Annotated in this window: 10 protein-coding genes and 1 riboswitch; of the genes, 3 read left to right on the top strand and 7 right to left on the bottom strand. The window is 73.4% G+C overall.

All coding sequences use genetic code 11. The annotated features are described in order from the left end of the window. Window positions 1–215: 215 nt before the first annotated feature. Together ACIPYS_RS17110 and ACIPYS_RS17105 are read right to left on the bottom strand one after the other, a co-directional pair. Complete coding sequence (locus tag ACIPYS_RS17110; protein ID WP_093859339.1) at window positions 216–1,706, bottom strand: MFS transporter; 1,491 nt, start codon at window positions 1,704–1,706, stop codon at window positions 216–218. A 143-nt stretch (window positions 1,707–1,849) separates the two neighbouring features. Then, entirely contained in the window at window positions 1,850–3,154 is a 1,305-nt protein-coding gene (locus tag ACIPYS_RS17105; RefSeq protein ID WP_400746930.1) for a PRC and DUF2382 domain-containing protein, read from the bottom strand. A gap of 163 nt (window positions 3,155–3,317) precedes the next feature. Continuing rightward, window positions 3,318–3,421, top strand: a riboswitch (glycine riboswitch). Window positions 3,422–3,661: 240 nt separating this feature from the next. Here ACIPYS_RS17105 and gcvP point away from each other — a divergent pair. Then, window positions 3,662–6,562, top strand: coding sequence for an aminomethyl-transferring glycine dehydrogenase (gene gcvP / locus ACIPYS_RS17100; RefSeq protein WP_093859338.1), 2,901 nt, complete (start codon window positions 3,662–3,664; stop codon window positions 6,560–6,562). A 228-nt stretch (window positions 6,563–6,790) separates the two neighbouring features. Here gcvP and ACIPYS_RS17095 read toward each other — a convergent pair whose 3' ends face one another. Further along, on the bottom strand, window positions 6,791–6,982 hold the full coding sequence (locus ACIPYS_RS17095; RefSeq protein ID WP_093859337.1) for a DUF5999 family protein: 192 nt from the start codon (window positions 6,980–6,982) through the stop codon (window positions 6,791–6,793). Between the two features lie 371 nt (window positions 6,983–7,353). Further along, window positions 7,354–7,974 carry a hypothetical protein gene (locus ACIPYS_RS17090; protein WP_093859336.1) on the bottom strand — a complete coding sequence of 207 codons (621 nt, stop codon included), beginning with the start codon at window positions 7,972–7,974 and terminating at the stop codon, window positions 7,354–7,356. A 362-nt stretch (window positions 7,975–8,336) separates the two neighbouring features. On the opposite strand from ACIPYS_RS17090, the gene ACIPYS_RS17085 reads away from it, so the two are divergent. Together ACIPYS_RS17085 and ACIPYS_RS17080 are read left to right on the top strand one after the other, a co-directional pair. Beyond that, a complete protein-coding gene (locus ACIPYS_RS17085) occupies window positions 8,337–9,842 on the top strand; it encodes a glutamate--cysteine ligase (protein ID WP_400746926.1) in 1,506 nt (501 codons plus the stop codon). Between the two features lie 193 nt (window positions 9,843–10,035). Then, window positions 10,036–10,824 carry a CPBP family intramembrane glutamic endopeptidase gene (locus ACIPYS_RS17080; protein WP_231978384.1) on the top strand — a complete coding sequence of 263 codons (789 nt, stop codon included), beginning with the start codon at window positions 10,036–10,038 and terminating at the stop codon, window positions 10,822–10,824. Window positions 10,825–10,846: 22 nt separating this feature from the next. On the opposite strand, the gene ACIPYS_RS17075 is transcribed toward ACIPYS_RS17080, so the two are convergent. The 3 genes from ACIPYS_RS17075 to ACIPYS_RS17065 all read right to left on the bottom strand — a co-directional run bounded on the left by ACIPYS_RS17075 (window position 10,847) and on the right by ACIPYS_RS17065 (window position 13,652). Beyond that, on the bottom strand, window positions 10,847–11,377 hold the full coding sequence (locus ACIPYS_RS17075; protein ID WP_400746923.1) for an HAD domain-containing protein: 531 nt from the start codon (window positions 11,375–11,377) through the stop codon (window positions 10,847–10,849). A gap of 196 nt (window positions 11,378–11,573) precedes the next feature. Continuing rightward, the gene (locus tag ACIPYS_RS17070; protein ID WP_231978378.1) at window positions 11,574–12,851 is read right to left on the bottom strand and encodes an MFS transporter; all 1,278 of its coding nucleotides are present in this window, start codon (window positions 12,849–12,851) and stop codon (window positions 11,574–11,576) included. 99 nt (window positions 12,852–12,950) lie between these two features. Next, on the bottom strand, window positions 12,951–13,652 hold the full coding sequence (locus tag ACIPYS_RS17065) for a dienelactone hydrolase family protein (RefSeq protein ID WP_400746921.1): 702 nt from the start codon (window positions 13,650–13,652) through the stop codon (window positions 12,951–12,953). Between the last annotated feature and the right edge of the window lie 23 nt (window positions 13,653–13,675).

The following is a 13,675-nucleotide window of genomic DNA, read 5'->3' as shown; positions in this document are numbered from 1 at the left end:
GGCCGGGGCCCTACGGGGGGGGGGTGGGGGGGGGGGGGGGCCGGCCCGTGGGCCCCCGGGTCCCCCCCCGGGGGGGGCCCCCCCCCGGCCCCCCCCGGGGGGGGGCGCGGGGGGGGCCCGCTTCGTTCCCGGGCCGTGGACGGTCGCGATGCCCTCGGCGACCGTTCTGGTCCGGTCCCCGCGCCCTGTCCCTGGGCGCGGGGCGGGACGCCTCGTCAGGCGTCGGTCTTGACCGGCTCGCGGCCGGAGGTGAGGTCCGCCGTCGTGTTGCCGGAGGCCACCGCGGTGGTCGGCCGGACGGTGCGGATCAGGAACGGGACGGCGCCGGCCACGATGCAGACCACGGCGGCGGTCCAGAACGCGTGCTTGTACGCGTCCAGGGTGGGCAGCGCGATCGGGATCGGCAGCTTCATGGTGTCGCCGGTGAGGATGGCGGCCATGACGGCGGTGCCGATCGCGCCGCCGACGGTGCGCAGCACGGCGTTCATGCCGTTGGCGATGCCGCTCTGCTCGACCGGGACGGCGCCGTTGATGTAGGCGGGCATCGCCGAGAAGGCGAGGCCGATGCCGAGGCCGAAGATGGCCGAGGCGAGGTAGATGTCGGCCTCGTGGCTGTGCCGCACGGCCAGGTAGGCCATCGCGACGGCGCCGAGGACGCCACCGAGGACCAGCGGCAGGCGCGGGCCGCGGCGGGCGATCAGCACGGCGCCGATCGGGGCGGCGACCATCGAGCCGAGGGCGGAGGGCAGCAGCATCACACCGGCGTGCAGCACGGTGGCGGTGAAGCCGTAGTGGGCGAACTTCTCCGGGGTCTGGGCGAAGTTGCTGATCACCATGAACGAGCCGTACATGCCGAAGCCGATGAGCAGGCCGGCCAGGTTGGTGAAGGCGACGGCCGGGCGGGACATCATCTTCATGTCGACCAGCGGGTGCTTGACCTTGACCTCGATGACGCCCCAGATCAGCGCGACCACGGCGGCGACGGCGAACAGGCCGAGGGTCTTGGTGGAGGTCCAGCCCCAGTGGTTGCCCTGGCTGACGGCGACCAGGAGGGCGGAGAGCCAGCCGGCCAGGGTGATGGCGCCGAGCGGGTCGGCACCGCCCTCCTTGTCGGTGACCGGGTCGCTGGGCACCCGGAAGGCGACCAGGGCGATCGCGAGCAGGCCGAAGGCCAGGCCCATCCAGAAGATCGACTTGTAGCTCCAGTGCTCCAGCAGCAGGCCGGTGGCGACCAGGCCGAGGCCGCTGCCGACGCCCATCGAGGCGCTGATGGCGGCGACGCCGCCGGTCACCTTCTGCTTGGGCAGCTCGTCGCGGACGATGCTGATGGCCAGCGGGAGCACGCCACCGCCGGCGCCCTGGAGCACGCGGGCGACGACCAGCCAGGTGAAGGAGTGGGTCGAGACGGCGAGTGCGGAGCCCGCGACCAGGCCGGCGAGCGAGATCAGCAGCATCGGCTTGCGGCCGCGCAGGTCGCCGAAGCGGCCGAGCAGCGGCGTGAGCACGGCGGCGGACAGCAGGTTGGCCGTCATCAGCCAGGTGATGCTGGAGCCGGAGACGCTCAGTTCCTTGGCGAGCGAGGGCAGGATCGGAACGACCGCGGTCTGCACCACGCTGAACGACAGCATCGCCAGGATGAGGGCCGGCAGGACCCGGGCGCTGCTCTGCTTCTCGGTCGTGGTGGTGGGCTGTGGTGCCTCACTCACGGTTGCTTCCTCTCGTACATAGTGAATGAACTGAAGTAACCATGCAGGGAGATACTTCAGTGTGTCAAATATTCATTGGTTAAGCCTTGGCAAAAAGGAAAGACCCCGGCCATGATCGGCCGGGGTCCTGCCGTTCCGCGGGGTCAGGCGAGCGGCCGCAGCGGGGCCGGGCGGGCCTGGTCCTCGACCGCCGGGTGGGCGGCCTGACGGGCCGGCGCGTGGGCGGCCGACGGCACCGGGGTCGAAGCCGCCGCCGTGTTGTCGTGGACCTCGACGTGCTCGCGGCGCAGCTCGTCCCGGACCACCTCCTCGGCGGTGTACCGCTCGACCACCAGACGGACCCGCTCGATCGGTGCCAGGTACTTGCGGACCACCGGGCGCTCCTCGCGGAGGGTCACCTCCTCCACCGCCTCGGCGATCTCCTTCTCGCTGAGCGCGGCCCGCTCCGCGTCCCCGACCGGGATCCGCTCGACCCGGACCCGTTCGCGGACCACCGCGACCCGCCGTTCCACCGGCTCGCTGGTGACGTACTTGCGCAGCTTTGCGGTGCCCAGCACATGCCACTCGGTGGTGATGTCCAGGCGCTCCTCGCGGCAGGTGATCTCCACCGGGCCGCTCGGGGAGGAGGCGGCGGGGCCGGTCCCGGGGTGCGCGGTGTCCGCGGCGGGGCCGGCCGGGGCGACCGACGGGGCCGCCGGGGTGTGCGGGCGCGGCTCGGCGGCCTGGTGGGGCGCGGCGGGTGTCGTCGTGGTGGGCAGGGGCGTGGCGAGGGTCCGCACGGGGGCCTCCGGGGCGGGGTCGGACGGCTTGCCGAGGTCGGCGGCCGGGCTCGGGACGGGAGTGGGGGACTGGTGGAGGCCGAGCGGCTTGGCCGGATGCGCGGTGCCCGTGCCGTTGGTCGTGCCGATGCCGTTGGTGGTGCCGTTGGTGGTGCCCGTGGTGTTGGCGGCGGCCGCGCCCACCGCGGCCGTGCCGGCTGCCGTGCCCCGGTCGGCGGTGGTGCCGAAGTCGAGGTCGGCCGGTTCCGAGCCCGAGCCGTCACCCGCCGACGGCCGGCCGTCCACCGGGGTGTCCAGCCCGTAGTAGCGGTAGAGCTGAAGCTCCTGGGCGGGCGACAGGTGCTGGCCGACGCCGAAGTCCGGTGATTCCTTCACCAGGGACTTGTCGTACGGCACCCGCAGCTCCTCGCCGGAGAACTCGCTCGTGGTCAGGGGGACGAAGGCGTCCCGGCCGAAGATGCCGGTCCGCACGGCCGCCCACTCGGGTCGGCCGGTGGCGTCGTCGAGATACACCTCGTCGATGGTGCCGATCTTGTCCCCGTTGCGGTCGACCGCCTTGTGGCCGATGAGGTCCCGGGGGTCGATGTCGGTCTGCACTCTTTCCTCCAGTGCGGTGATCCTGCGGAACTCCCGCAGGACGACGGCCGGCCCGCCCGCCCGGTCCGCCACTTCACACCAAAAGCCATGAACCGGACCCCCGCGACCGGGGCGGGGCCGGACGGGCACGGCGCTGGGCCGATCGGGGCAGGCCGGGCGATCGTGCCGCGGCGGCGGAGTGACCGGACGCACCCGTGATCGCCGGGCCTCCCGCTGGTACCCTGGGCGCGACCGCCGAGCCCGCGCGGGAGAGTCCCCGGCAGTGGAAGCCGCTGGTCGGGGCGCCGAAGGAGCAACTCCTCCCCGGAATCTCTCAGGCATCCGTACCGTGCGGGATAGGTCACTCTGGAAAGCAGGGCAGGAACGCGGGCGAGGGAGCCGGCGGACCCCACCCTCACCGACGGTGCAAGCCGGCGGGGCGTCCCACGGCGCTCCGCGCGGGCGAAGCTCTCAGGTCCCGATGACAGAGGGGGAGGCCTGTCGGGTTCGTCCGACCGGGTCCTCCGCTGTTGTCCGCAGCGGCGAGGCGCCCCGGCGTGCGCACCCCCGCCGGTCCGTGACCAGGAGGCCTCGACCACCATGAACGCCCAGCCGAACTCGGGACGCCCCACCACCCCCGCGACCCTCACCGAGCTCGAACAGGCCAGCCCCTTCGAGAACCGCCACATCGGCCCCGACGCCGCTGCGCAGGAGAAGATGCTGGCCCACGTCGGCTACGGCTCGCTGGACGAGCTGGCCACCGCCGCCGTCCCCGAGGCGATCCGCTCGATCACCGCGCTGGACCTGCCCGGCGGCCGCTCCGAGGCCCAGGTCCTGGCCGAGCTGCGCGAGCTGGCCGACCGCAACTCCGTCCTCCGGTCGATGATCGGTCTGGGCTACTACGGCACCTTCACCCCGCCGGTGATCCTCCGCAACGTGATGGAGAACCCGGCCTGGTACACCGCCTACACGCCCTACCAGCCGGAGATCTCGCAGGGCCGGCTGGAGGCGCTGCTCAACTTCCAGACCCTGGTCGCCGACCTGACCGGTCTGCCCACCTCCGGCTCCTCGCTGCTGGACGAGGGCACCGCGGCCGCCGAGGCGATGGCCCTGGCCCGCCGCGTCACCAAGGTCAAGGGCGGCGTCTTCCTGGTCGACGCCGACACGCTGCCGCAGACGGTCGCGGTGATCAACACCCGCGCCGTGCCGACCGGTGTCGAGGTCGTCGTCGCCGACCTGTCCGAGGGCATCCCGGCCGAGATCGCCGAGCGCGGCGTGTTCGGCGTGCTGCTCCAGTACCCGGGCGCGACCGGCGCGGTCCGCGACCTCGCCCCGGTGATCGAGCAGGCCCACGGCCTCGGCGCGATCGTCGCCGTCGCCGCCGACCTGCTCGCCCTCACCCTGCTGAAGTCCCCGGGCTCGCTCGGCGCCGACATCGCCTGCGGCACCTCGCAGCGCTTCGGCGTGCCGATGGGCTTCGGCGGCCCGCACGCCGGCTACCTCGCCGTGCGCGCCGACTACGCCCGCTCGCTCCCCGGCCGCCTGGTCGGCGTCTCCGTGGACACCCACGGCAACCGCGCCTACCGCCTGGCCCTGCAGACCCGCGAGCAGCACATCCGCCGCGAGAAGGCCACCAGCAACATCTGCACCGCCCAGGTGCTGCTCGCCGTGATGGCCTCGATGTACGCCGTCTACCACGGCCCCGACGGCCTGGCCGACATCGCCCGCCGCACCCACCGCTACGCCGCCGCGCTGGCCGAGGGCCTGCGGGCCGGCGGCGTCGAGCTGCTGCACGGCGAGTTCTTCGACACCGTCACCGCGGTCGTCCCGGGCCGCGCCGCCGGGATCGCCGCCGCCGCCCGCGCCAACGGCATCAACGTCTTCCAGGACGGCGAGGACCGGATCTCGGTCTCCACCGACGAGACCACCACCCGCGAGGACCTGGCGGGCGTCTGGGCCGCGTTCGGCGTCGAGGCCGTCGAGGTGGCGGAGGACGCCGACACCCTGCCGGCCGCGCTGCTGCGCGAGGACGAGTACCTGACCCACCCGGTCTTCCACAGCCACCGCTCCGAGACCGCCATGCTGCGCTACCTGCGCCGCCTGTCGGACCGGGACTACGCGCTGGACCGCGGCATGATCCCGCTGGGCTCCTGCACCATGAAGCTCAACGCGACCACCGAGATGGAGTCGGTGACCTGGCCGGAGTTCGGCCAGCTGCACCCCTTCGCGCCGGTCGACCAGGCCGCGGGCTTCCTCACCCTGATCCGCGGCCTGGAGCAGCAGCTGGTCGAGGTGACCGGCTACGACGCCGTCTCCATCCAGCCGAACGCCGGCTCCCAGGGCGAGCTCGCCGGTCTTCTGGCCGTCCGCGCCTACCACCACGGCAACGGCGACACTCAGCGCGACGTCTGCCTCATCCCGTCCTCCGCGCACGGCACCAACGCCGCCTCCGCGGTCATGGCCGGCATGCGGGTCGTCGTGGTCAAGACCCTGGTCGACGGTGACGTCGACGTCGAGGACCTGAAGGCCAAGATCGAGCAGCACCGCGACAACCTGTCGGTGCTGATGGTGACCTACCCGTCCACCCACGGCGTGTACGAGACCCAGATCACCGAGATCTGCGGCCTGGTGCACGAGGCCGGCGGCCAGGTCTACGTCGACGGCGCCAACCTCAACGCCCTGGTCGGCCTCGCCAAGCCGGGCAAGTTCGGCGCGGACGTCTCGCACCTGAACCTGCACAAGACCTTCTGCATCCCGCACGGCGGCGGCGGCCCGGGCGTCGGCCCGGTCGCGGTGCGCGCGCACCTCGCGCCGTACCTGCCGAACCACCCGCTGCAGGCGGAGGCCGGTCCGGCCACCGGTGTCGGTCCGATCTCGGCCGCCCCGTGGGGCTCGGCGGGCATCCTGCCGATCTCCTGGTCCTACGTCCGGCTGATGGGCGGCGAGGGCCTCAAGCGCGCCACCCAGGTCGCGGTGCTGAACGCCAACTACATCGCCAAGCGGCTGGCCCCGCACTTCCCGGTGCTCTACACCGGTCCCGGCGGCCTGGTCGCGCACGAGTGCATCATCGACCTGCGCCCGCTCTCCAAGGAGACCGGCGTGACGGTGGACGACATCGCCAAGCGCCTGATCGACTACGGCTTCCACGCGCCGACCATGTCGTTCCCGGTCGCCGGCACGCTGATGATCGAGCCGACCGAGTCCGAGGACCTGTACGAGATCGACCGGTTCTGCGACGCGATGATCGAGATCCGGGCCGAGATCGAGAAGGTCGGCTCGGGCGAGTGGGACGCCGACGACAACCCGCTGCGCAACGCCCCGCACACCGCCGCCACCCTGGCCGGCGACTGGGCGCACGGCTACTCGCGGCAGGAGGCGGTCTTCCCGGCCGGCGTGAACCCGGCGGACAAGTACTGGCCGCCGGTCGGCCGGATCGACGGCGCGTACGGCGACCGCAACCTGGTCTGCTCCTGCCCGCCGATGGACGAGTACGGCGTCTGATTCCGGCACGCCGTCCGGACCGGACGGGTCCGGACGGCGGACGGAACGGTACGTGACAGGGCCCCGGCGGTGCTTCCGCCGGGGCCCTGCCCTGTGGTGCTCCGTCATGCCCGGTGGTGCCCTGTGGTGTTCCGCCGCGCCCGCGACTGTGGCGCCCGCGACTGTGGCGCGCGCGGCCGGTGCTGCCGGGGCGCTGCCGGTGTGTCGCCCCCGGTGCGGCCGGGCGGCTCAGACCGCGCTGGCGACCGGACGGCGCGGGGCGATCACCCGGCCGTCGGGCAGCAGCTCGCCGGTGTCCTCGAAGAGCAGGACGCCGTTGCAGAGCAGGCTCCACCCCTGCTCGGGGTGGCAGGCCACCGTGAAGGCGGCCTCGCGGTCCTCGGACTCGGCCGACGGACACTCAGGACGGTGCTGGCACATACGCGTACCCTCGCTTCGCTCCGCGATCCTCCCCGTGATGCGGTGCCGCCGGATGGCCGTCGGGCGCCGCCGCGGTGGTCGGATCCTGTCCGGCGCCGGGCCAGGTGTGGACCGGCGCTCAAGTGGGTAGGACAGGAGGTCCTTCCACGCTGGTTCCCAGTGTCGGCATCCCGGGACCCGCGCGCAGCGATTTCGTGACACGCGCCACAACCCCCGCCCAGAGATCACCCGTTCAGGTGGTGAGCGGCCGAAATCGATGCCGGACGGGTCATGGGTCGGACGGTCCGTCCGGGCCATACCGGATGACCCGATCGGGTGGGTCCGGACGGACGACCCGATCGGGTGGGCCCGGACGGGCGGTCGGCGACGGGTCAGAGTGCTCCGGAGGCGAGCCGCGCCGGATCGGCGGGGGCGCCGAGGAGCACCGGGCGGGCGATCGGCGACCGGGCGAGCGGCCCCCGGGCCAGGACCGGCAGCAGTTCGGCGGCCGGGTGGGCACGGTGCGCGGTGACCCCCATCGGTGCCGGAGCCAGCGGGATCAGCAGATCGGTGCCGGGAGCGCCGTCCGGACTGTGCAGCCACAGCGCCGTCGCGTACTGGCCGGGGAAGGTCAGCAGCCTCGGCTGGCAGCGGGTCCGGGAGGACTGGGCGAGCTGCCACGCCTGGCGCAGCGCTCTGACGGTCGAGTCCAGATAGGGGCCGGCGGTGAAGTGCGAGAAGGTGTGGCCCTCGGCCCCCTGCACCACCTCGGCCGCTGCCGCGACCTCGGTGCCGTCCTTGATCAGGAAGCGCCATCCGGTCCGGCGGGCGGCGGCGAGTTCGGCCCGCGGTCCGTCCAGGACGTGGACGGCGAGCGGATGCGCGGGGAGGAGCGGCCCGGTCGGACGGCGCAGCGCGGCGGCGGCGGGCTGGCGCAGCGCTGTCTCCGAGTCGAGCGCGGCGAGCACCGCGCGCAGGGCACTGGGCGGGGGCTGGGGGGTCTGCAGAGTCATGGCAAGGTCGCCTCTCCGTGCGAGATCGGCGTGCGAGTGCGGCATACCGGCATGGCGGGTGCGTCGGCGGTGACGGGACCTGGGCCTTGTCCGGTTGGGCAGGATCGCGGTGCCGGCGCGGCGGCCGTCCTCGGGTCTCGGGCGATGGCCGACCGCGCCGTGGCGCAGTGCGAATTCTACTCGAACAGGTGCGCAGGGTGACCTGTTTATCACAGGCGGTGGCGCCGGGCAAGTCGGCAGTTGAGCTGAAACGACGTCAGTTCCCTTGCATTGCAAGCCAATCGAAGCGTTCGGGTATCGATCTTCGGGGTGGGCATGATGCTTGCACGGTCGAGGGCCGGCCGGCTCAGGAGGTGGGGACCATGGGCGAGAAGGTCGTGGCGACTCGAGCGGAACTGTCGGACCGGCAGATGTACCGCCGCAAGCTCCAGTCCTGCCTGGAGGCGCTCGGCCGGATGCTCCGCGAGGACCGCTTCGACCGTCCGAAGGCCGTGATGGGACTGGAGATCGAGCTCAATCTGGCCGACGAGCAGGGCCTTCCGGTGCTGAACAACGCGCAGGTGCTCACCTCGATCGGCTCCGCCGACTTCCAGACCGAGCTCGGCCGCTTCAACATCGAGGTCAACATCGCGCCGCACCGGCTCGGCGGGCACGTCTTCGAGGAGCTGCGCGAGGAGATCGACACCGGCCTGCGCTACGCCGACCGGAGGGCCGGGGAGGCCGGTGCCCGGATCGTGATGGTCGGCATCCTGCCGACCCTGGAGCTCGACCACACCGGGCTCGACGCGATGTCCCACAACCAGCGGTACAGCCTGCTCAGCGACCAGATCCTGGCCGCCCGCGGCGAGGACATCACCCTGGACATCGAGGGCGTGGAGCGGCTCGAACTGGACTCGATCACGATGGTCGCCGAGGCCGCCGCGACCTCGCTCCAGCTCCACCTCCAGGTGACCCCGGAGCGGTTCTCCTCGGTGTGGAACGCGGCCCAGGCGATCTGCGGGCCGCAGCTCGCGCTGGGAGCCAACTCGCCGTTCCTGTTCGGCCGGGAGCTGTGGCGGGAGACCCGGCCGGTGCTGTTCCAGCAGGCCTGCGACACCCGATCGGCGGAGCTCAAGGCCCAGGGCGTGCGGCCGATCACCTGGTTCGGCGAACGCTGGGTGGACTCGGCCTACGACCTGTTCGAGGAGAACCTGCGGTACTTCCCGGCGCTGCTTCCGATCTGCGACGACGAGGACCCGGCGAAGGTGCTGGCCTCCGGCGGGGTGCCGCGACTGGCCGAGATGCGGCTGCACAACGGCACCATCTACCGGTGGAACCGGCCGGTGTACGACGTCAGCGGCGGAGTGCCGCACCTGCGGGTGGAGAACCGGGCGCTGCCGGCCGGGCCGACCGTGGCCGACACGCTCGCCAACGCCGCCTTCTACTACGGCGTGGTGCGGGTACTGGCCGAGCAGCCCCGGCCGATCTGGACCAGGCTTCCGTTCGAGCTGGCCGACGAGAACTTCCGGCAGGCGGCCCGGTACGGCATCGACGCGGTCTTCCAGTGGCCGCGGTCCGGCCGGGCGGGTCGCGGCGGCGGGTCGACCACCGTCTCCGCCGTCGACCTGGTGCTCAACGAGCTGCTGCCGATGGCCCACCAGGGGCTGGACGCGTGGGGTGTGGAGCCGGCCGACCGGGACCGCTACCTCGGCATCATCGAGCAGCGCTGTCTGCGCAGGACCAACGGCGCGGCCTGGCAGAGCGCGACCTTCCACCGGCTGCGCGAGCAGTACGGGACGGACCGGCCGTCCGCGCTCGCGGCGATGACCCGGCGGTACATGGAGCACATGCGCGGCGGCGAGCCGGTGCACACCTGGCCGGTCGGGTAGGGCCGGCCCGGCTCGGCCTCTGATCGGCCTCGGCTCGGCCGGGATCGGCCCGGGTCTGCCCCCGGGCTGTCGCGGGGTGCTCGCCGGGGTTCGCGCGGCGGGCTGTGGAAGGATGACCGCTCCGGTCCGCCGCCGTCGCCCGCCGGCGGCCGGAGCACCGTCCGCCCGCCGCCGTCCGCGCTGGAGCACCCCCGTGACGACCGTTCCGACCGCACCGGAGACCGTGAAGCCGACCCGTCGGCTGCTCGGGGTGGAACTGCTGACCGTCCTCGGCCTCTCGCTCGGGGCGAGCGGCGTCGGCGCGCTGATCAGCTTCACCGGCTCGCTCACCGAGACCCTGAAGCTGGGCCAGCAGGTGGCCACCCTGAACGGCTCGCGCGCGCCCGGCCGGCCCTGGCTCGACCTGGTCTGGCAGCTCTACTACATCGGCCGGGGGCTGATGCCGGTCGTGCTGGTCGGCTATCTGCTGGTCCGCGAGGGCGTGTCGCTGCGGGTGCTGGGCTTCGACCTCGGGCAGAAGCTGCGCGACCTCGGCCGGGGCGCGGCGGTGGCGGCCGCGATCGGCGGCTCCGGGCTGGTGCTCTACCTGGGCTCGCAGGCGGCCGGTTACAACCTGACGGTCGCGCCGTCCGGGCTGCCGGACGTCTGGTGGCGGATCCCGGTCCTGATCCTCTCGGCCTGGCAGAACGCGGTCCTGGAGGAGGTCGTCGTCCTCGGCTACCTGCTGCGCCGGGTGGCGCAGCTGGGCTGGAGCTGGCCGGCCGCACTGGCGGCGAGCTCGCTGCTGCGCGGTTCGTACCACCTGTACCAGGGCGTCGGCGGGCTGGTCGGGAACATCGTGATGGGTGTGGTGTTCTGCCTGCTGTACCGGCGCTGGGGGCGGGTGATGCCGCTGGTGGTGGCGCACGCCCTGATCGACACGGTGGCGTTCGTCGGGTACGCGCTGCTGGCCGGGCACGTCGGCTGGCTGCCCACCGGCTGACCGGGCGTTCCGGCGGGGGACGTCAGCCCGCGGCCCGGCGTTTGGCCGGGGACAGCGCTCCGGGGCGCGGCGGGCGGGCCAGCAGCCGGTCCACGTGGCGTCGTTCGAGCCCCTCGCCGGGGTCGATCGGCAGCAGCACCCGGTCGCGGCGCCAGAGCGAGCCGCGGACCAGACGGGGCGGGATGACGTCGTCGACCCAGGCGAACGGGCGGCCCGCCGCGTAGCGCAGCAGGGGTGCCCACTTGCGGGCGGAGAGGAGTTCCATCAGCGGGACGCGCGGGTCGCCGGGCTGCGGGACGTAGCCGGTGAAGCGGACGAAGGGCAGCTCGGGCAGGCCGATCGCCGGCGAGACATGGGTATTCGCGTGTTCCTCCCACGTGCTCGCCCAGACCAGTTCGTACGTCCCGGCCAGCTCGCGCAGCCAGTCGCCGTGGCGGGCCGAGAGCAGCACGGTGTAGCCGAGCAGGGTGTGGGCGTCGAACCCGGACCCGGGGTGGGGACAGACCGGGTTGAGCACGCCGTCGATGTCCAGGAACAGCAGTGGCTTCGGCATCGGGCGCCCCCCAGGTCTCGTGCGTCGTCACCTGGTCGGACGAGCGGGAGCCCCGGCCGGTTGCCCGCCGAAGGGCGCACGCGGGGGCGCACCGGGGGCGCTCGGGGTGGGGCGGGAAGGGGCGGGGAGGGGCGCGACCGGTGCTCACCGTGCCGTGGCGGGTTCCGGGCTCACCACGCCGCGGCGGGCTCCGGAGTCACTGCGCGGGGGCGGGTTCCGGGCGGACGTCGGCGGGCGGCCCGGCCGGGCGTCGGGACAGTCGGCGGACCTGCGGTTCCAGCAGGACGGCGGCACTGAGCACCAGCGAGACGACCGCACAGGTCCAGAGCGCGCCGGAGAGGCCGAGCAGGTCGGCGGCCGGGCCGGCGAGGGCGGTGCCGAGCGGTGCCAGCGAGAGCGAGCCGAGTTCGTCGTAGGCGGCGACCCGGGAGAACGCCTCGGCCGGGATCTCCTGCTGCAGCGCGATCATCCAGTTGACGCCGAACACGGTCACGCCGACGCCCGAGAGGAACATCGCCGCGCAGAGCACCGGCAGCGGCGCCGACGCCGCCAGGGCCAGCGCGGGCACACCGAAGAGGAACACGCCCCAGTTGCCGACCAGCAGGATCCGGCGCGGCTGCCAGCGGACCATCAGCACGCCGGTGGCGACCAGGCCGACACCGTAGGCCGCCATCGCCAGGCCCCAGTCGGCCGCGCCCCCGAGCCGTTCCTTCGCCACGGCGGGCCCGTACACCGCCTCGACCGCGCCGACACAGGCGACCAGCACCGAGAACTGGAGCACGACGACCCAGAGCCAGCGGCGGGAGGAGAACTCCTGCCAGCCCTCGCGCAGGTCGCGGAGCATCCCGCCGCCCTCGGCCGGGGCGCCCGGCGCCTGCGGTTCGAGCAGGAAGCGCAGCGCGGCGGCGGCCAGGAAGCAGGCGGCGTCCAGGGCCAGCACCCATCCGGCGCCGACGGCCGCGGTCAGCGCGCCGCCGAGTGCCGCGCCGCCGATCTGGGCGCCGTTGAAGCCCATCCGGTAGACCGAGAAGGCCCGGGCGGCGTGCTCGGGGGTGACGCTCTCCAGGATCATGCCGCCCGAGGCGGGGGAGTAGAAGGCGTAGCCGGCACCCGCACCGGCCGAGAACAGCATCAGCTGCCAGAGGGCCGGCTCGCCGGTCAGCACCACAAGGGCGAGGGCGCCCTGGGAGACGGCGCTGAACAGGTTGGCACCGACCATCACGTGGTGGCGCGGCAAGCGGTCGGCGAGCGCGCCGCCGATCACCAGCAGCAGGACGGTGGGCAGCAGCCGGGCCGCGGTGACGTAGCCGACGTCGGCGGTCGAGCCGCCGCCGTCGAGGATCGCGAAGGCGGTGGCGATCGGGGCGCCGGCGTTGCCGAGCCCGCTGACCACGGTGGCGGCGGTCTGGATCCGGAAGTTGCGGCTCGCCCAGGCGAAACGGCCGGTGGGCGGGGACGGGGTTCGGCTCTGCACTCCGCGACTATGCCGGGGCGGGTGGTCCGTGTCCATCCGATTAGCGGACCGACTGAACGGACCGACCGAACGGACCGACGGCGGGGCGCCCTCGGGGGCTCAGCCGAGGTGGCCCCAGAGGAAGGCCAGGGTGCGTTTCCAGGCGATCCCCGCCTGGAGCGCGTCGTAGGTGCCGAGCAGGTTCTCCTCGTTCATGAAGGCGTGCCCGGCCGGGTAGAAGTGGAACTCCGGGCGGACGTCGGTGGCCTCGCCGATCCTGATCGCGGCCTCGTCCACGGCGGCCATCGGGATGTACGCGTCGTCCTCCCCGTAGTGGCCGAGCACATGGGCGGTCAGGCCCCGGTACTCGAAGTCCGGGTCGGGCGGCAGACCGTAGAACGGCACCGCCGCGGCCACCCGGTCGCCCTCGGCAGCGGCCAGCAGCAGGGCGAAACCGCCACCCATGCAGAAGCCGACCACCCCGACCGCGTCGCCGACCACGCCCTCCAGGCCGAGCAGCAGGTCGACCGCGCCGCGGAGGTCCCGCACCGCCTGCTCGACCGGCAGCTCGCGCTTGAGCCTGGCACCCTCGGCGCTGTCGTGGGTGGTGGCGCCGCCGAAGAGGTCCGGCGCGAGGACGGTGAAACCCTCGGCGGCGAACCGGTCCGCCACGCCGGCCAGGTACGGGGTCAGGCCCCACCACTCCTGGACCACCACCAGGCCGGGGCCGACGCCCTGGGGAGGACGGGCCAGATAGCCGTGGGCCTGGCGGCCGCCGCTGGGGAAGGTGACGTTCTGCCGGGAGCCGCCCTGGTCAGGCATGGCTTCCTCTCGGGGGACGGGCC

It is taken from the genome of Kitasatospora sp. NPDC089913 (assembly GCF_044748625.1).
GTDB lineage: Bacteria > Actinomycetota > Actinomycetes > Streptomycetales > Streptomycetaceae > Kitasatospora.
Note: the sequence above shows the minus strand (reverse complement) of the source record. Positions and strands in the feature narration are given on the sequence as shown.